This is a genomic window from Vibrio sp. JCM 18905, from assembly GCF_055393305.1.
In genome coordinates, this window is sequence record NZ_AP043878.1 from 1782369 (window position 1) to 1800786 (window position 18418).

The 18418-nt window shown below is 45.7% G+C and carries 15 protein-coding genes; 7 read left to right on the top strand and 8 right to left on the bottom strand.

The annotated features are described in order from the left end of the window. Positions 1-93 precede the first annotated feature (93 nt). Complete coding sequence (locus ACZ5ZC_RS07815) at positions 94-627, bottom strand: RNA-binding S4 domain-containing protein (protein ID WP_054867581.1); 534 nt, start codon at positions 625-627, stop codon at positions 94-96. Positions 628-853: 226 nt separating this feature from the next. Between ACZ5ZC_RS07815 and ACZ5ZC_RS07820 the strand changes: the two genes are divergently transcribed. Next, a complete protein-coding gene (locus tag ACZ5ZC_RS07820; RefSeq protein ID WP_464931579.1) occupies positions 854-1807 on the top strand; it encodes an endonuclease/exonuclease/phosphatase family protein in 954 nt (317 codons plus the stop codon). A 9-nt stretch (positions 1808-1816) separates the two neighbouring features. Here ACZ5ZC_RS07820 and cra read toward each other — a convergent pair whose 3' ends face one another. After that, on the bottom strand, positions 1817-2797 hold the full coding sequence (gene cra, locus ACZ5ZC_RS07825; RefSeq protein WP_054867579.1) for a catabolite repressor/activator: 981 nt from the start codon (positions 2795-2797) through the stop codon (positions 1817-1819). A 374-nt stretch (positions 2798-3171) separates the two neighbouring features. Here cra and fruB point away from each other — a divergent pair, with 374 nt between their 5' ends. The 3 genes from fruB to fruA are packed head-to-tail and all read left to right on the top strand — an operon-like array spanning position 3172 to position 7044. Continuing rightward, positions 3172-4305, top strand: a complete 1134-nt coding sequence (fruB, locus tag ACZ5ZC_RS07830; protein ID WP_464931580.1) for a fused PTS fructose transporter subunit IIA/HPr protein — start codon at positions 3172-3174, stop codon at positions 4303-4305. A 9-nt stretch (positions 4306-4314) separates the two neighbouring features. Next, positions 4315-5286 (top strand): 1-phosphofructokinase, encoded by a 972-nt coding sequence (pfkB, locus tag ACZ5ZC_RS07835; protein ID WP_464931581.1) that lies wholly within the window; start codon positions 4315-4317, stop codon positions 5284-5286. Between the two features lie 18 nt (positions 5287-5304). Further along, positions 5305-7044: a PTS fructose transporter subunit IIBC gene (gene fruA / locus ACZ5ZC_RS07840; protein ID WP_395215382.1), complete on the top strand. Its 1740-nt coding sequence runs from the start codon at positions 5305-5307 to the stop codon at positions 7042-7044. 82 nt (positions 7045-7126) lie between these two features. Here the strand turns inward: fruA and ACZ5ZC_RS07845 are convergent, their stop codons facing one another. From ACZ5ZC_RS07845 to ACZ5ZC_RS07860, 4 genes are all read right to left on the bottom strand, one after another. After that, positions 7127-7840, bottom strand: coding sequence for a hypothetical protein (locus ACZ5ZC_RS07845; protein ID WP_464931817.1), 714 nt, complete (start codon positions 7838-7840; stop codon positions 7127-7129). A 175-nt stretch (positions 7841-8015) separates the two neighbouring features. After that, positions 8016-11075, bottom strand: coding sequence for an efflux RND transporter permease subunit (locus ACZ5ZC_RS07850; protein ID WP_167427469.1), 3060 nt, complete (start codon positions 11073-11075; stop codon positions 8016-8018). Further along, positions 11075-12136, bottom strand: a complete 1062-nt coding sequence (locus ACZ5ZC_RS07855; protein WP_167427468.1) for an efflux RND transporter periplasmic adaptor subunit — start codon at positions 12134-12136, stop codon at positions 11075-11077. The genes ACZ5ZC_RS07850 and ACZ5ZC_RS07855 overlap by 1 nt, the downstream gene beginning before the upstream one ends. After that, positions 12136-13209 (bottom strand): efflux RND transporter periplasmic adaptor subunit, encoded by a 1074-nt coding sequence (locus tag ACZ5ZC_RS07860; protein WP_167427467.1) that lies wholly within the window; start codon positions 13207-13209, stop codon positions 12136-12138. Before ACZ5ZC_RS07860 ends, ACZ5ZC_RS07855 begins: the two co-directional genes overlap by 1 nt. A 161-nt stretch (positions 13210-13370) precedes the next feature. Here ACZ5ZC_RS07860 and vdeR point away from each other — a divergent pair, with 161 nt between their 5' ends. Next, a complete protein-coding gene (vdeR, locus tag ACZ5ZC_RS07865) occupies positions 13371-14099 on the top strand; it encodes an efflux transporter transcriptional repressor VdeR (protein ID WP_006742273.1) in 729 nt (242 codons plus the stop codon). Between the two features lie 133 nt (positions 14100-14232). Here the strand turns inward: vdeR and gcvT are convergent, their stop codons facing one another. Both gcvT and ACZ5ZC_RS07875 read right to left on the bottom strand, forming a co-directional pair. After that, the gene (gene gcvT, locus ACZ5ZC_RS07870) at positions 14233-15351 is read right to left on the bottom strand and encodes a glycine cleavage system aminomethyltransferase GcvT (RefSeq protein ID WP_167427466.1); all 1119 of its coding nucleotides are present in this window, start codon (positions 15349-15351) and stop codon (positions 14233-14235) included. 260 nt (positions 15352-15611) lie between these two features. Beyond that, positions 15612-16235, bottom strand: coding sequence for a helix-turn-helix domain-containing protein (locus ACZ5ZC_RS07875; protein ID WP_005395176.1), 624 nt, complete (start codon positions 16233-16235; stop codon positions 15612-15614). A 377-nt stretch (positions 16236-16612) separates the two neighbouring features. Here ACZ5ZC_RS07875 and ACZ5ZC_RS07880 point away from each other — a divergent pair, with 377 nt between their 5' ends. Continuing rightward, positions 16613-17908: a serine hydroxymethyltransferase gene (locus ACZ5ZC_RS07880; RefSeq protein WP_005395177.1), complete on the top strand. Its 1296-nt coding sequence runs from the start codon at positions 16613-16615 to the stop codon at positions 17906-17908. A gap of 53 nt (positions 17909-17961) precedes the next feature. Further along, a complete protein-coding gene (gene gcvH / locus ACZ5ZC_RS07885; protein ID WP_046876056.1) occupies positions 17962-18342 on the top strand; it encodes a glycine cleavage system protein GcvH in 381 nt (126 codons plus the stop codon). Positions 18343-18418 lie beyond the last annotated feature (76 nt).

Consider the following 18418-nt stretch of genomic DNA (forward strand, 5'->3'; position numbering starts at 1 on the left):
TTACGATACAGTAAAACCAAAAAAGCGCCGATATATACTCGGCGCTTTTTGGTTTTGCTTGGCGATGACCTGCCTAGCTAGATATTAATTTGCTTAGAAAAAATCAATAGAGTTACGCCCACTCTTCGGATCGCGAGTCGCCTGCGGCTTTTCAGCTTTCTTACCTTTCTTCGCCGATTGCGACAGCGCGTTTTGTTGTGCTTTCCGCTCTTTATGCGCTGCTTTTCGGCCTGTTGACTTAGGTCCAGAGCCTTTAGCTGGCTTGCTTTGGCGAGATTTCTCTTTACGTGCAGATTGCGCTTCTTTCTTCGCTTTCTTTTCCGCTTTTTGCTCTGCCGTTTCAGGTTCGGTTACTGGCGCATCGCAAACTACAACATAATATTCCTGGTTAAACTCAAAAAAGTCGCCATCATACATCTTGCGGCGCTTACGTGTTTCTAGCTCACCATTCACCGCGACGTAACCTTCTTCGATGATATGCTTTGCTTCGCCGCCACCGCTGACCAAGTTCGCGATTTTAAAAAGCTTGTACAGTTCGATCGGATGCGCATCAACGTCGATGCCAATCGCTTCGATCTCAATCTCTTCGCCTTCTAAATACTCTTCGTGGTCGTAATCTTGGGTCATGTTACTTACTCTTACTATTTGATGCCCTGAAGTTTAAACGCAATGCTTAAAAATAGAAACCTCTGCCGATGCTCAATCACCGATTAGCCTTGGCATTTGAGCACCTCTTAACCCATTTAACTTGCTGCTCGTTAGCTTGTATATCGAGGCTTGGCTCAAACGAAGCTGCAATTACGCAGTCTGAAGGTATATACTCTTCAAGTTATTGTTGAAAAGAGCGAATACTTTGTCTCAACCAAGCAGAATTACCTTTGTCACGGCTAACTTGTTTAATTTTGTCGCACCTCCTGATGCCTACTATGATTTCGAAAACATCTACTCGTTAGAGCAATGGCAAGACAAACTTGCTTGGACGCAACGCCAAATTGAAAAACTCGAAGCTGACGTGATTGGCTTACAAGAGGTGTTCAGTATTGAGCAAACTCGCGCATTCTTTTCAACCTTCGGCTACCCCTACTTTGCGACCGTTGACACCCCACATGTTGAGGATGAGTACATTTACTCAAGCCCTGTTGTGGCAATCGCATCTCGATTTCCAATCGAAAAAGTACAAGCGGTAGAATTTGACTTAGCAACGCTTGAGCCTTTTGGAGTGAATGTTGCTCCAGAGTTCAGTCGCAAACCTATCTATGCGCAAGTGATACATCCTGTACTCGGCCATATCGCCGTTTACGTAACGCACTTAAAATCTCAACGCCCAGCCGACTCAGAACAACCAGAAACCTCTAGCACGATTATTGGGCGCTGGTTATCCACCCAGCAAAGAGGTTGGGAAGCTGCGATGTTAAGAGACGCGATGCAAAAAAGGTATAGAAAGGAGCCAATGCCAACGGTGTTAATGGGTGATATGAATCAACCTATCACTCCAACCAGTGTTAATAGCGCATTGGTATCCAATACTGGTGACAGCGTCACTGAATTGCAACTCAAAGATGGATGGTCATTACAAAGTGACGCTCTGAAGGATGAACGCCCCGCTACGCATTATCATTTTTCCACTGGGAATGTGCTCGACTATATCTTGCTCTCTCAAGAGTTTGACACCTTATCAGATATATCGGTTGCCGAGGTTGTTGATTATCAGGTGTCTAACCAACATCTGATCAACCCGATTTATGACAGAGATAAAAACGCCAGCGACCACGCATTTGTGGCGCTGACGGCTGAAGTAGAGCTTTGAGTAACCTGTTTAGTGACGTTTAACAATTTTACGTGGAATCAACTCAACACCCGGTTTATAACGTTTGGCGGAAGCGTTGAGCGCTAACTCCATTGCGCTGTCCGCGATCAACTCAAATTGTTGAGGTAAAGAGTTGATTTTCACTGGCAAGAAGTCCAGCAGTCGATTATCACCAAACGTCGCTAGGCGAACTTTGCTCATGAGTTCTGGCTTTTCGAGCATCACATCCAACACACCTTCTAACAGTGTGTATGACGTTGTGACAATGGCATCTGGCAGCTCGTTCTCTGCTAGCCATCTCTCTAAGACTTTCTTGCCTTCTTCTCGAGAAAAGTGCTGCCCATAACCCACTGTTGCCGTTTTGCCACCTTGTTGAGAAGCGGATCGAAAACCGAGCTCACGCTCTTTTGAAACTTGAAGGTCTTGCAATGCACCGATTAAGCCAATGGATTTTATACCCTCGGACAGTACTGACTGAGTGAGTTCAAGTGCGGCGTCAAAATCTTCGCTGATGACACAACAAAAGTGCTCATCATCCATTGGGCGGTCTAGCGCGATAACTGGCGTACCAGAATTTTGCAACTTAAGATAATACTCGTTTGCAGTGGGCATACCACTTGCCACAAATAACGCATCAATGCGACGACTGACTAACGCTTCCGCCACCTTTTGCTCTGTATCAGGATCATCATCAGAGCAGCCAATTAAAATTTGGTACCCTGCTTTACGCGAGTTTTGCTCAATCAGTTTTGCAAGACGCGCATAACTGGTGTTTTCTAAGTCTGGGATGATAAGCCCAAATGAGCGTGAATTACCTGCTCGCAAAGAAGACGCCGCATGATCTGGCTTATAATTGTATTCTTCTACAACGGCCATCACTTTCTTCTGAGTCTTCTCGCTGATGCGGTATTTCTGCGCTTTTCCGTTAATCACATAGCTTGCAGTTGTCTTAGAAACGCCTGCTAATTTGGCTATTTCATCCAGTGTCATATTCTAAACCTTATTCTGTGCGCACGATCATATTAATACATCAGCGATCTTTCGATAAGTTGAATTATAAGCTGAACCGATTCAGTATAAAAGCTGAAAGGATTCAGCAAAACTTAAAAATTGACGTAAATCACCTGAATACACAACAAACCAATTTGTAGGCTAGGCTATAGGACAGCGCCAAAGGCTCGTTTGTTAACGTCAGTTTTTAAAACAGTTTTTCTGAGTCTTTTAAAAAATTTGCCAACAAGCTGAATCGATTTAGCTTGAAAGATAGAAAGGTTTGAGGAGTGATAAGCGCTCAGCAGAAGCAGCGTTCAACTTCTCACACAGAATACATTTTTGAATTGATACCTTAAGGCTGGAGAAGCACCATGCTTAAGCTAAATAAGAACGACATTACCCTCTCGCAATCAGCGACAGATAAGTTTGAAGCAATAAAAAGTATTGCACAGAGTCTGACTGATAAAGGCCTAGTTGAGCACGGTTACGTGGAAGGCATGCTAAACCGTGAAAACCAAAACTCTACGTTTTTGGGGAACGGTATTGCCATCCCGCACGGCACGACTGACACTCGCTCAATGGTGAAAACAACGGGTGTTGCTGTGCATCACTTTCCACAAGGTGTCGACTGGGGTGATGGTAACACGGTATTCGTCGCTATCGGCATTGCAGCTAAATCTGATGAGCACCTTGGCATTCTCAAACAGCTAACGAAAGTGCTAGGCGCTGACGGCGTAGAAGAACGCCTGCGTAATGCAAAAAATGAAGACGAGATTATTGCCCTGCTCCACGGTGATGTTCAGCTTGAAGCAGACTTTGACGCCTCTTTAATTCAACTTATGTTCCCTGCGAGCGATATGCTACAAATGAGTGCTGTTGCTGGTGGTCTTTTGAAAAACACGGGCTGTGCTGATAACGAGTTCGTCGCAGATCTCGTTACCAAAACACCAACTCACTTAGGTAATGGCCTTTGGTTAATTGGCAGTGACAAACATGTAACTCGCACAGGCGTGTCATTTGTCTCGACGGCAAACGACTGCGAATATGAAGGTCAAAAAGTGCGTGCACTTGTCGCGTTTGCGGCATGTAACAATGCTCACCAGCCTATCCTAAAAACGCTTTCTAATATTGTGTTTAACAATGAGCACGGCAAGCTTTTAGATGCATCAGTAGAACAGATTCTTGCTTTGTTTAAAGGTGAAGAAGTCACAGCCGCATCTTCAGAAGAAGGCAATACCGCTGTATTTAAAATCAAAAACTCTCATGGTTTACATGCTCGTCCGGGTGCAATGTTAGTGGCGGAAGCGAAAAAATTTGAATCCACCATTCGCGTTGCCAACCTAGACGGAGATGGAAAAGCAGTAAACGCGAAGAGCCTAATGAAAGTCATTGCGCTTGGCGTTAAGCACGGTCATCAACTTCAATTCACTGCGGAAGGCCCAGATGCACCACAAGCCTTGGAGTCTATCGGGAATGCTATCGCTTCTGGCCTTGGTGAAGGTTAAGGAGCCGATATGACGAACAAAACAAGTAAAGTTGTCACTATTACGCTCAACCCGGCATTGGATTTAACAGGTTCAGTAAATGAGCTAAACGTTGGTTCCGTGAGCCTAGTGCAGCAAAGCAATCTCCATGCTGCAGGTAAAGGTGTCAACGTAGCAAAAGTATTGAGCGATTTAGGCGCAGATGTCACGGTTACCGGCTTTCTCGGTAAAGATAACCCAGAGCTATTTCATCAGCTTTTCAATGACATCGGCGTCAAGAATGAGTTTGTAGAAGTACAAGGTGCCACTCGTATCAACGTCAAGCTCGTTGAGGCTAATGGCAACGTTAGTGACATTAACTTCCCTGGTGTTCAAGTAACGGCTGACGAAATTGCTCGCTTTGAGGAGACGCTATTCCGTCTCGCAGAGACTCACGATTACTTTGTGCTTGCGGGTAGCTTACCTGGAGGCGTAACCGCCGAACAATGTGCTGCGTGGATAAAAGCACTGCATCAACAAGGCAAAAAGATGTTGTTCGACAGCAGTAAAGCCGCATTGAAATCAGGTATTGAGGCTCACCCATGGTTGATTAAGCCTAACGATGAAGAACTTGGTGATTTTGTTGGCGAACACCTAGAAACGCCAGAACAATGCCAAGCCGCCGCGCAAACACTCAGTGACAAAGGCATCGAGAACATCGTGGTTTCCATGGGCGCTGACGGTGTGATGTGGCTAAACCAAGGCGAATGGCTTCGAGCACAACCCCCTCGAATGAATGTGGTAAGCACCGTTGGCGCTGGCGATACGCTAGTTGCTGGCTTGTGTTGGGGTCACATGCAACTGATGCCGAAAAACGATTTATTGCGCTTCGCTACAGCACTTTCTGCCTTGGCAGTTAGTCAAGTCGGCGTAGGGCTAACCAGTCAGGAAGAACTGGAGAACATCAAGCAGCAAACTGAAGTTAGCGAGCTTTACCCTATTACAAACTTAGAACAAAACTAAGGAACAGAAGGTTATCGTATGAATATTGCCATTATTACTGCCTGTCCGAGCGGTGTTGCAAATAGCATCCTTGCGGCAGGGTTACTAGAACAAGCAGCCGCAAAATTAACCTGGAATGCAAAAATCGAATGTCAATCAAGTGTGGTTGAACCTACACTGCTGACGGAAGCTGACGTTGAACAAGCAGAAGTCATTATCATTGCGGCAAATACTAGCGTGGATACTTCTCGTTTCGTAGGGAAAAAGGTTTACCAAGCGGAAATCAGCGAAGTAGCAAAAGACGCAACTACGTTTCTCCAGCAAGCGGTTGAAAACGCCACTTTACTTGAAAAAGCAACCACACTTGCAGCCCCTATCACTCCTGAAGCAACATCAGCAGCGAAGAAAATTGTCGCAATCACCGCTTGTCCTACTGGCGTTGCGCATACCTTTATGGCAGCAGAAGCGCTAGAAGAAGAAGGCAAACGCCGTGGCCATCAAATCAAGGTGGAAACTCGTGGTTCAGTTGGTGCAAAAAACCAACTGACAGATCAAGACATCGCAGACGCTGATCTAGTGATCATTGCTGCCGATATCGAAGTGCCACTTGATCGCTTCAACGGCAAAAAGATGTACCGCACGAAAACAGGCCCAGCTCTGAAGAAAACAGCCGAAGAGATGGACAAAGCATTCGAGCAAGCCACGATTTACCAACATTCAGGTTCTGCAAATTCTGCTTCGGCAGCAGACGAGAAGAAAGGCGCTTACAAACACTTGATGACAGGGGTATCGCACATGCTGCCTGTGGTTGTCGCTGGTGGTTTGATCATCGCCCTATCGTTCGTGTTTGGTATTGAAGCATTTAAAGAAGAAGGCACGCTAGCAGCAGCGTTGATGAACATTGGTGGTGGCTCTGCATTCGCATTGATGATTCCTGTTCTTGCGGGTTACATCGCGTTCTCAATTGCTGACCGTCCGGGTCTGGCTCCTGGTCTTGTTGGCGGTATGCTAGCAAGTTCAACGGGTGCTGGTTTCCTAGGAGGTATCGCAGCTGGCTTCATTGCCGGTTACGCGGCGAAGCTCCTTGCGGACAAAGTAAAACTCCCACAATCGATGGAAGCGCTTAAACCAATTCTGATCATTCCATTTGTAGCAACACTGTTCACTGGCCTTGTGATGATCTACATCGTAGGTGGCCCAGTTTCAGGTATCATGAACGGCCTGACTGACTTCCTAAACAACATGGGATCTGACAGTGCAGTTCTGCTAGGTATTATCCTTGGTGCGATGATGTGTTTCGACCTAGGTGGCCCAGTCAACAAAGCCGCTTACGCATTTGGCGTCGGTCTATTGGCTTCGCAAACTTACGCGCCAATGGCAGCAATCATGGCTGCTGGTATGGTTCCTGCGCTAGGTATGGGTTTAGCGACCTTCATTGCGAAGAACAAATTTGAACAAAATGAACGTGAGGCTGGTAAAGCATCATTTGTATTGGGCCTGTGTTTCATCTCTGAAGGCGCAATTCCATTTGCCGCCAAAGATCCAATGCGTGTGATTCCATCTTGTATGGCAGGTGGCGCGCTTACTGGTGCCCTATCCATGCTGTTCGGTGCAAAATTAATGGCACCACACGGCGGTCTGTTCGTACTGTTAATCCCTAACGCCATTTCACCAGTGTTAATGTACTTAGTGGCTATCGCAGCTGGTACAGCAGTAACTGGCTTTACTTACGCTTTCTTAAAAAGCAAAGCAGAAGCCAAACAAGAAGTCGCGGCATAAACAGAATTACTCCGCTTAACAATGCCACCCTCGAATTTGGCATTCAGCACCTCCCTTTAATTCCGGTTAAGGGAGGTGTTTTTTATTCCGTAGCCGGAACGGCAACAATGTCTACTTCCCCACTGTTCATATCCACCGTCGCTTTATAAGTACTATGCGGATCACCGTAATGTTTAAAGGTGAAGTGGTATACATTGGCCGGCGTCCACAAAGTTTTCGAATCAGCGGGCATAATGTCATAGCCATCTTGCTGATAAAGCTCTGTCGCCATTACATTCGCAATTGCCGCCTGCTGGTTTGAGTCACGATCCACCTTTGGCTCCAAAGAAGGGTTACTCGGGTAAGAGTCACCGTTGTAACTCATGAGTCGATATGAGCCATTACTCCAAACGATGAAATCTTGCCAGCCATTGCTGTAACTATCTACAAGTACAATAGGCGTGCGAGTGACAGACATTCGATTGATAACGTTCCCCTCATTATCAAACATATAAGCTGCACAACCACCGCTGCCACAGAAATAACGGTCTTGTAGCAATACAATGTGTTCTGCATTGCCATCGCTGTTTAAGTCGGCGCTACCCGATATATAACGTAGATTGTCTTGTTTGAGTGAAAGCCCCTCAGGCGCTAAAACCTTGTTATCAATCCAGTTGGAGATGACTTCAGTGCTAACGCTGTTGATTTTAGGAACGGCTTGCTTAGCCTCTTCTGTAGTCATACTGTCTGTCGTAGTACAGCCGACCAAGGTGAAAGAACCGACGAAGAAGAGTCCGTGTAATACGCGCTTGTTCATGTTATCTCGCTCTTTGATGTATCGTTCCATCAGTATACGCATGATTTGCATTGCATTCGTAAGAAAATCATTAGAATCAAGTAAATGAATGGGTTGGTGTACATTGGTAAGATCAAAAAAGCCCTGAAGAAAACCTTCAGGGCTAGGCAGGAAGCTGGCAAATAGCCAGGAGTCCCTATGCAGTGGTCGGTTTTACCCTAAACAGAATCGCAAACATTACTGGCACTACAATCAGTGTCAGTACTGTAGCAAAACCAAGACCTGCCATAATCGTTATTGCCATCGATCCAAAGAAGGCATCGAAGACGAGTGGAATCATCCCCAAGATGGTCGTCAGAGCAGCCATACTTACCGGACGAACACGACTGATCGCACTATCGACAATCGCGAGGTAAGGCTCTTTCCCTGACTCCAACTCAAGGTTAATTTGATCAAGCAACACAATACCGTTTTTCAAAATCATGCCACTTAGGCTCAGCAAACCAAGGAATGCTGTAAAGCTGAACGGCATATTAGTGGTAAGCAAACCAAAGGCAACACCAATGATCGCCAACGGCACGGTGAACCAAATGACCAACGGCTTTTTAATTGAGTTAAACAGCAAAATAGTAATGATGAACATCAACAAGTAACCCATCGGCAACGAACCAAACAGACCTTCTTGCGCATCTTTCGATGATTCATACTCACCACCCCATGTGATTTCGTAACCTTCTGGAATATGCAGTGCCATCACTTTAGGCTGCACACGCGCAAACAAGCTTGCCGCCGTGTCGTCGCTCAACACATCGTGGTCAGCGAGCACAGTTAACGTGCGCTTGCGGTCACGACGCTGAATTAGCGGCTCGCTCCAATCCAATTTAACGCCATCAATCACTTGGTCGACCGGAATATACGTTTGCAGTGATGGGCTCCAAATGGTCACGTTTTGTAGTGATTCAAAGTCCACGCGTTCTTCTTCAGGAAGGCGCGTCATAATTGGCAACGTGTGTGTACCATCACGTAAGTAACCCAACGTGCTACCACCAAACGCCATTTGCAGTGTGCTTGAAAGATCTTCTTTCGAAATGCCCAAGCGACGAGCTTTAGACTCATTGAAAACAGGCACAAGCTCCTTAGTACGCTCTCGCCAATCGTGACGAATGTTTCGGGCACCAGGGTCGGTATGAAGGATGTCTTCAACTTGCACCGCTAAATCACGTAAAACTTGCGGATCGGGACCAGTAATACGCGCTTCGATCTTAGACGCTGGTGAAGGGCCAAATTCCATCAATTTAAATTGAAATGTCGGTGCATCAAACGTCTTCGCAAGGTTAGCGTCTAACTTGTGCAACAAACCGAACATGCTCTCACGATCAGTGGCGCGAACTTGGAACTGGGCGTACGCTTCGTAGCTTTTCTCTGGCTGGTAAGTCAGAGCGAAACGCTGCAAACCCTGCCCAATTGAAGCAGAAACAAAGTCAATATCATCTTGCTGACGAATGTAGCTTTCTACCTCTTCAGCTTTTTTGATCGTTTCGCGGATGTCCGTACCTTCTGGCATCCACATATCAACGTAAAACATCGGCGTGTTCGATGGTGGGAAGAACTGCTGTTTTACATTACCAAATGCCACGACAGCACCCACTAATAGCGCGACCATGCCAGCAACCGTGAGCCAACGGAATCGCAGTGCGAATTTCAGCGATGCGCCAAATACAACAAACAGCCAACCTTTATAGGGATCTTCTTCGTTGGTATCTTGGCCCTTGTCCTCTTCTTTCAACAATAGATCTGCGAGGAATGGCGTCAGCGTAATAGCGGTAATCCAGCTCAAAAATAGTGAGAAACACAGCACCCAGAATAGAGAGCCCATGAACTCACCCGTTGCATCTTGCGACAAACCGATAGGTGCAAAAGCCGTAATCGCAATGATGGTTGCGCCAAGCAAAGGCCACTGTGTTTGCTTTACAATATCGACGGCCGCTTGAACTTTAGTGCGCCCTTTTTTTAGGCCAACCAAGATGCCTTCCACGACCACAATCGCGTTATCAACCAGCATACCCAGAGCAATAATTAACGCGCCAAGAGAAATACGGTGCAGCTCGATATTGTTGTAATTCATCAAGATGAAGGTACCGAACACCGTCAATAACAGCACGACGCCAATGATGACACCACTGCGTAAGCCCATCGTAAAAAGCAGAACGATGATAACGATCGCCACAGCCTCTGCTAGGCTAATCACAAACGCTTTAACGGACTCATCCACTTCATTGGCTTGGTTGTAAAAGTAGTTCATATCGATGCCAGCAGGCTTGATCGACTCAAGGCTCGCAAGCTCCACATCCAAACGTTCGCCAACCTCAACCACGTTCACACCTGACGCAAACGAGATACCGATATTAATTGCTTTTTGACCGTTAAAGAGTACGACGTTGCTTGGCTTCTCTTGGATACCACGAGAAATCGTTGCTACGTCTTTTAGACGAATTAGGTTCCCAGTGTCACGACCATGAATGATCAAGTTTTCTAGCGCTTCTACGGTGTTTAAGGTACCACTTGGACGAATGACAAGGCTTTCGCCATTGACCATCACTTCCCCTGCTGAAACCACATTGTTTTGTTGGTTCAACAAGCTCGCAACCACATTCATGTCTAAGTTCAGCGCGGCAAGGCGATCAAGTGAGATCTCAACGAATAGCATTTCTTGCTGATCGCCCGTGATATCCACCTTTCCTACGCCATCAACCAGCTCGATTTCACGAGTCAGGTAATCAGCATAGCGTTTTAGCTCGACATAATCGTAGTCATCGCCAGTGAGCATCAGCATCACGCCATAAACGTCACCGAAATCATCAATGATCTGCAAAGATTGTACGCCCTGAGGCAAAGTTGGTCGCAAGTCATTAATTTTACGGCGCATTTCATCCCAAATTTGCGGCAGTTCATCAGGACCATAGTCCATTTCCATACTGACCGTGATTTGAGACATACCATCAGAAGACGTAGAGGTAATTTTGTCTATATAAGGGAGTTTTCGAATCTCTTTTTCTAAAGGGTACGTCAGCTCTTCTTCAACCTCTTTCGACGTCGCGCCAGGGTATGTTGAAATGATCATGGCATCTTTAATCGTAAATGCCGGGTCTTCTAGTCGCCCAAGCTCCAAAAACGACGTTAGACCACCAACAGCAAGGATAATAATGAACAACCAGCTGATGACTTTATTTTTTATTGAGTACTCAGCAATGTTCATTATTGTTTATTCTCCACAACATCCACATGTTTACCTTCACGTAATTTACGTAGGTTTGAATTAATCAGAACGTCGCCTTGCTTAACTCCTGACGACACAATGGCTCCGTTGCCATTCACTTGGGAAATCATCACAGGCACCCGAGTGACAACGTCACCCTCTTTTTTCCATACAAAGAACTCATTCTCTTCGCTGCCCGCTTGAAGCGCCGTTACTGGAATACTGTAACCATCGATGGAGGTAATCCCCGCCTTAACCATATCGACCAGAACACTGACGCTGGTTCCCGGTAGAATCTCTGCTTTTGGCTGTGGCATCGTCAAATACATTTCGTAAGTTTGAGTTTCGGAGTTAGGCTCACTTGTGTGCTCTAAATAGTCCAAAGCAAATGTGTCACTAATGCCGGAGAAGGTTGCTCTAGGCTTGTAACTCATGTTGTCTGAATTTGGGTCCACCATAGCGAGAACATTGTCGGAAAGCTCAATACGCACGTACACCAAATCGTTTTGATATAGGTTCAACACCGGCTCCCCAACTGCCACACGTTCAAAACGCTCTTTAAAAACGCCCGACACTTTACCGGCAAACGGGGCGAATAAACGGGTGTAGTTCAATTGATTGGTGGCGTTATAGAAATTAGCCTCTGCCAACTCTTTATTAGCTGTTAGCTCATCAAGCTCGGCTTTTGAGATCATCTGACGAGCGTGTAGGTCTTCGCCGCGTTTGAGCTGACGAATCGCCAGTGTATATTGCGCTTCTGCGTCATTTACGGCTTGCTTTTCTTTGCTGTCATCCAGCTTTGCAATCATTTGGCCTTGCTTAACAACGTCGCCCGCTTTCACCAACACGTGTTGAATTTCTCCCGCGCGGCGGAATGCCATAGGCGTTTGCTCTGCTGGTACAACTATTCCTTTAAAAGCTCGATATTGGCTTTGTACCGGCGCATCCACAGAGATAGTCGACACAAAAAGCGGCTGCTCGACGACAGCTTGGTTTTCATTTTTGCAACCCGTTAAAACTGCAAGCGCAATTGCAGAGATCGTAAGTAGAGATCGTTTCATTAAATGCCTCCCTCACGAACCCAAGCTTTCACGACTTGTCCTTCGACCAGTCGTTCAACGCCAGCAACAACAACGTAATCATTGTTATCAAGCCCTGCTTTCACACCTCCAGAGGCATCAAAAGACACAGTGACTTTATTAACTTGCTGTGTGTTTCTGTCCATTACCCACACTTCGCCTTGCGTCTCTTTTTTGTTTACCCAAGCAGATTGAGGCAACGTCATCGCGTCCGATAGATGTTGTTTAGCTATGTGCACCTGCCCTGTCATACCTGTTAGCAAATTGCGATCTTCTGGTCGAGTGATGGTTACGATCGCCTCATAACTGTTGGTATCGATATTTGGCTGAGTCGAAATTTCTTTAAATTTTCCAGGGATACGTTTTCCTGGCTCGCTATCCATCGTCACCCACATATCGGAGTTTTGCAGTGACTCAAGTGATACGGATTCCGCATAACTGACTGGCAGTGTGAACGACACATCTAAGGTCGTGTTATCGATAAGATTCAGGATCTCTTGCTTCTCTGCGACCACTTGAAACGGGTTGACATAGGTGTATGACACGATGCCATCAAAAGGTGCGTGAATCTTGGTATAACTCAAATCTGTTTTGGCTTGTTCGTAGTTTGCCAATGCCGCTTTATATTGAGTTTCTTTCTGGTCGTACTCATCTGTACTAATCAGCTTTTTTCCATAAAGGTTTTTCGCGCGCTCCCATTGCGTTTTTGCTAACGCGAACTGGGCTTGAGAGGCGTCTAACGCAAGCTGAAGATCTTTAGGGTCTAACGTTGCAAGCACTTCACCTTTTTTTACCTCTTGGCCCATGCGAACAAGTAATTCATCGACCTCACCACCAACCTGAAAAGAAAGCTGTGCGCGATGTGTCGCATCAATACGCGCTAAAAAGGCATGCGAGTCTTCAACTTCTAGATCTTTCACCGCCAGTAATTTTACAGGTTTGATTAAAGGTTCAGACGGCTCGGAAATGGCTTTGTTACACCCAGTTAGCATGCCAGAGAGACTTAATGTCACCACAGCACCAACTAAAGTGCGCTTTAAATATTGTTTTCGCACCCGCTTTCTCCGTAGGCTTTATATATTACACAGTCGTGCAGTATATGCAGAATTTGAAATTGATCAACATATTTTCCAGGTGGAAAGCAAATTAATTAGTCAAAGCGTCCGGTTTCTGGTAAAAGTAAGCGCGTTGATTAATATTCGGGAAAATTCGAACTATGAATGAAAGAAAGCAGGGGCGTAGAAGTGCTGAAGCCGCAGAACAAACTAAGTGTCTGATCCTTAAGGTGGCAGCAGATATGTTTTGTGAACTTGGTTACGAGCGTGTCTCACTGCGCAATATCAGTGAAAAGGCTGGTGTTTCACATAGTTTGATCCGTCACCACTTCGGCAGCAAAGAGAAGATTTGGCAAGCGGTTAGCGACGCGATGGATGAATTCATGCAGTGCTATATGGCTGAATTAATCAATGAGATGCCTGAGAACACACCTTCGAATAGAAAAATTTATCTGTTCATGGTTCGCATGCTGGCATTTGCGCTCGTTAATCCTCACCCAGTACAGATGATTGCTGATGCTATTCGCCAAGGCGATGATGGTGCCCTGCTGCAGTATTTCTTAAAGTCAAAAGATGAGTTTGCTGCGATATTTACCGGAATTTTTGAGCAGTACAACAGTGAAAACCCTAACGCCCAATTTGATCAGTGGGAATCAAAGTGGCAGATGTTGATTTTTGCACATGGTGCAATCAGTCTTACTCCGATGATGCAAGAGACATGGCCTGACATCGCTGATAATCGCGAAAAAATGCTGATCAAACATTGGGAGCTGTTCAATACGATCATGGCGTCTCAGTTTGGGATTGCAAAAGAAGACATGATTCATCCGGAAAAACTTGAAGATATCGTTATCGACATGTGTTGTACAATCGACAAAGCGGTCGGATAAGGCTGCAGAAACTACGATAACTTCCAAGCGTATATATAAAGCCGATATACATAAAAATGCCGAGCTAGAAAGCTCGGCATTTTTGCTTGTTTCTTGCCTCGCGAATACGCGAAGAATGACAATAATGAGTAACCTAACCGCGGTAGTAACGTTGCGGTACAAACGGCATTTTCTCAACCGTCATTGGTAGCATTTTTCCGCGTACTTCAGCGAACAATTCGGTACCAATCGCAGCAAGATCAGCACGCACATAACCCATTGAGACAGGCTTACCTGCATTTGGACCCGCAGTGCCGCTGGTGACAACGCCAATTTTAACGCCATCAGCATCAAACAATTCCGCGCCTTCACGGACTGGTGCTTTAGTTTGGCCAACCAAACCGACACGCTTGCGCGCCACATCTTTGGTCTCGATCTGCTTAAGAATAATATCCGCACCTGGGAAACCACCTTCACGTTCACCGCCGATACGACGAACCTTTTGGATGCCCCATAACAAGCTCGCTTCTACAGGCGTAGTTGTTGTATCTAAGTCATGACCGTATAGGCAAAGACCACACTCAAGACGAAGTGAATCACGAGCACCAAGGCCAATCCATTCAACTTCCTCTTCTGCGGTCAGTTTACGTGCTAGTTCTTCTGCCTTGTCAGCAGGAACCGAGATCTCGTAACCATCTTCGCCAGTGTAGCCACTACGAGAAACAATGCATTCGGCGCCTAAAATATCGACTTTACGAATATCCATGAACAGCATGTCAGAAACTTCTGGGGCAAAACGCGCCAATACAGCTGCCGCTTTAGGGCCTTGGATCGCAAGCAGAGCACGGTCTTCAATAATTTCTAACTCAACACCAGATGGCAAATGCGATTGTAGGTGTGCAATGTCTTGTTCTTTGCATGCCGCGTTCACAACCACAAAAAGATGATCGCCTAGGTTCGCTACCATCAAGTCATCCATGATGCCGCCCTCTTCATTAGTGAAGAACGCATAACGCTGTTTACCAGACTCAAGATCCACAATATCTACTGGCACTAATGTTTCTAGGAACGCAGCTGCACCGTCACCAATTAGGCGAAGTTGTCCCATATGAGAAACATCAAACAGACCTGCCGCATCACGAGTGTGTAAGTGTTCCTTTTTTACGCCTAGAGGATACTGAACAGGCATATCGTAACCCGCGAACGGGACCATTTTGGCACCAACTTCAACGTGAAGTGCGTGTAGTGGTGTTTTCAGTAGTTCTTGAGTCATTTTCGTCTCCATTTAGATAGACCCGAGAATGCTATCGGCATTCGATGTGTTTCCAATAATAAACACGGCTCATTCTATTTTGCACGAACAAGACGTAGATCGACTTGCAAAAGTGTGACTCTTAACATTTTAATCACAACAAATCGTACAAAAAAAGCGCTTTAATGAGTGTGTTCTCATCAAAAAAGCGCCTTTTCATTATAACGACCACCGACAGCAATCGTTTGCTTTCACTATAGGAAATTTACAATTATTTATCACTATTTGGCTGTCACCCACAAAATGTGCGCATCTTCCTCGCTAACACTGGTCAACATATGTCCCATGTTCGCATCGTAATAGACGCTGTCGCCCTCGCTTAGAACCACAGGTTCGTAGAACTCAGAATAGAACATGACCTCACCAGATAAGATAAGCAGAAATTCTTCGCCATCATGACGAACCCAGTCTTTGTATTCATCAAAACTGCGAGCACGAATTTGGCTCTTAAACGGCATCATTTTCTTATTGGAAAGTTGAGTAGCGAGCAGTTCATGTTCATAGGTTTGCGTTGGGTGTGGTTTGCCTTCATTCTTCTTGGTAACATCCCTACGCCCTGTCGCAACCTTTTTTCTTGGTGGCTCAAAGAGTTGCGGCATATCAATTTGTAAGCCAAGCGCCAATTTTTGCATTGCTTGAAATGTCGGAGAAATCTGCTCATTTTCTATTTTACTCAGTGTAGAACGAGCAAGCCCTGTTCGCTGACTGGCTTCTTCTAGTGTAATACCAAGTTTTGAGCGGATATCCTTGATACGCTGCCCCAGCTTTAATGGCTCGATATTTTGATCATTTTGCTCTTTCGCTAACGTCATCGATGGGTATTCATCGTAAATACTTTCTGCCATAAATCCCTCTATAGATATCCTTATTTTTGTCCTACTCGCATTGTGCATGAAGCACATAGTGGATAAAAGTCCACCAAGTGAATTAAACCGTGCTCTTGTTAACAAATTTTGAAATCTTGTTTCCTATAGGAAATTTTTGGTTGATTGTTCCCGCTGCAGGCGCTATGTTACCAACTTGTTAGATGTAGAGATGCATATTTCCGTAAGAGATTGGTAAAGGAAACACGCAATCCGACGGAGTTTTTGCCCACATTTAGGGCCGGATGTTCACTCTGTTCTGCTATGCAGTTCAGCTGTTTTGAGGACAAATGAACCACAACCGCAAATCATAATTCATCTATTGCGGGTTCATTTTAAGATTTGGAAGGTCAACTACCATGAATAAGAGTTACCCTAACCACAGCTTGGAAAACTTTTTCTCTACCAACCTCTCTGCGACAGATGATGCTGTCTTTGCTGGAATTCAGGCGGAATCCGCTCGCCAAAACGAACAAATCGAACTTATCGCTTCTGAGAACATTGTTTCTAAAGCGGTAATGCAAGCTCAAGGCACATGCCTAACAAACAAATACGCTGAAGGTTATCCAGGTCGTCGTTACTACGGTGGTTGTGAGCACGTAGATACAGTGGAAGCCATTGCCATCGAGCGCGCGAAAAAACTTTTTAATTGCGAATACGCAAACGTTCAACCTCACTCAGGCGCTCAAGCAAATGGTGCGGTGAAACTGGCTCTTCTTCAACCAGGCGACACCATTCTTGGCATGTCTTTGGACGCTGGGGGCCACCTAACACACGGTGCACGCCCTGCACTTTCTGGTAAATGGTTTAACGCAGTTCAATACGGCGTTGATCGCGAAACACTAGAAATCAACTACGACGACGTTCGTGCACTTGCAGTAGAGCACAAACCAAAGATGATCATCGCGGGTGGCAGTGCTATTCCACGCGTTATCGATTTTGCTAAGTTCCGTGAAATCGCTGACGAAGTTGGCGCAATTCTTATGGTCGATATGGCGCACATTGCTGGCCTTATCGCAACAGGTGCACACCCTAGCCCATTGCCACATGCACATGTTGTGACCACCACAACACACAAAACATTGCGTGGCCCTCGCGGCGGTATGATCCTGACTAACCACGAAGACATCATTAAGAAAATCAACTCCGCCGTATTCCCTGGCCTACAAGGCGGCCCACTAATGCACGTTATCGCAGCAAAAGCGGTTGCATTTGGAGAAGCGCTTGGTCCTGAATTTAAAACTTATATTGATTCGGTGATCAATAACGCAAAAGTCCTAGCGGAAGTATTGCAAACTCGCGGTTGCGACATCGTAACTGGTGGCACAGACACGCACCTAATGCTGGTTGACCTTCGCCCTAAAGGCTTGAAAGGCAACAAAGCAGAAGAAGCTCTAGAACGTGCTGGGATCACATGTAATAAAAATGGCATCCCATTCGATACAGAGAAGCCTATGATTACATCGGGCATCCGTTTAGGAACGCCTGCGGGTACAAGCCGCGGCTTTGGCGCTGAAGAATTCAAACTCATCGGTAATTGGATTGGTGACGTACTGGATGGTTTGGTGAACAACCCAGAAGGTGACGCAGACGTTGAAAAACGCGTTCGCAAAGAAGTAAAAGAACTTTGCAGTCGCTTCCCTCTTTACCAATAAACGATTTTTTAAAAATCACAATAATTCCTGACAAGTTATTTGGAGATTAAGCAATGGACAAAACACTGAAGTTTACAGATAGCCACGAGTGGGTACGTGACAACGGTGACGGCACAGTAACACTTGGTATTTCTGAGCATGCGCAAGAAATGTTGGGTGACGTAGTATTCGTTGACCTACCAGACGTAGAAGACGAAGTAGAAGCAGGTGAAAGCTTCTCTTTGGTTGAGTCTGTAAAAGCAGCGTCAGATATCTACTCTCCTGTTACCGGTGAAATCGTAGAAATCAACGAAGAACTAGAAGACAGCCCAGAGCTAATCAACGAAGAACCGTACGAAGGTGGTTGGATTGTGAAAGTGAAGCTTTCAAACCCATCTGAGTTGGATGACTTAAAAGACGCGGAAGAATACCTAAACTCTATCGAAGAAGAGTAATTAGGATGTGACGAAAGCTGTTCCCTAGCCTGTTTAGAGAGCAGCTTTTTTTCTAGGTTCGGGCGTATAATTAAAT

Bases quoted from the DNA above. Each gene is read 5' to 3' on its own strand.
- fruB (WP_464931580.1), top strand. From the start codon at position 3,172: ATGCTTAAGCTAAATAAGAACGACATTACCCTCTCGCAATCAGCGACA.
- ACZ5ZC_RS07845 (WP_464931817.1), bottom strand. From the start codon at position 7,840: ATGAACAAGCGCGTATTACACGGACTCTTCTTCGTCGGTTCTTTCACC.
- cra (WP_054867579.1), bottom strand. From the start codon at position 2,797: ATGACACTGGATGAAATAGCCAAATTAGCAGGCGTTTCTAAGACAACT.
- ACZ5ZC_RS07815 (WP_054867581.1), bottom strand. From the start codon at position 627: ATGACCCAAGATTACGACCACGAAGAGTATTTAGAAGGCGAAGAGATT.
- ACZ5ZC_RS07875 (WP_005395176.1), bottom strand. From the start codon at position 16,235: ATGGCAGAAAGTATTTACGATGAATACCCATCGATGACGTTAGCGAAA.
- gcvH (WP_046876056.1), top strand. From the start codon at position 17,962: ATGGACAAAACACTGAAGTTTACAGATAGCCACGAGTGGGTACGTGAC.
- ACZ5ZC_RS07850 (WP_167427469.1), bottom strand. From the start codon at position 11,075: ATGAACATTGCTGAGTACTCAATAAAAAATAAAGTCATCAGCTGGTTG.
- gcvT (WP_167427466.1), bottom strand. From the start codon at position 15,351: ATGACTCAAGAACTACTGAAAACACCACTACACGCACTTCACGTTGAA.
- ACZ5ZC_RS07855 (WP_167427468.1), bottom strand. From the start codon at position 12,136: ATGAAACGATCTCTACTTACGATCTCTGCAATTGCGCTTGCAGTTTTA.
- pfkB (WP_464931581.1), top strand. From the start codon at position 4,315: ATGACGAACAAAACAAGTAAAGTTGTCACTATTACGCTCAACCCGGCA.
- fruA (WP_395215382.1), top strand. From the start codon at position 5,305: ATGAATATTGCCATTATTACTGCCTGTCCGAGCGGTGTTGCAAATAGC.
- ACZ5ZC_RS07880 (WP_005395177.1), top strand. From the start codon at position 16,613: ATGAATAAGAGTTACCCTAACCACAGCTTGGAAAACTTTTTCTCTACC.
- vdeR (WP_006742273.1), top strand. From the start codon at position 13,371: ATGAATGAAAGAAAGCAGGGGCGTAGAAGTGCTGAAGCCGCAGAACAA.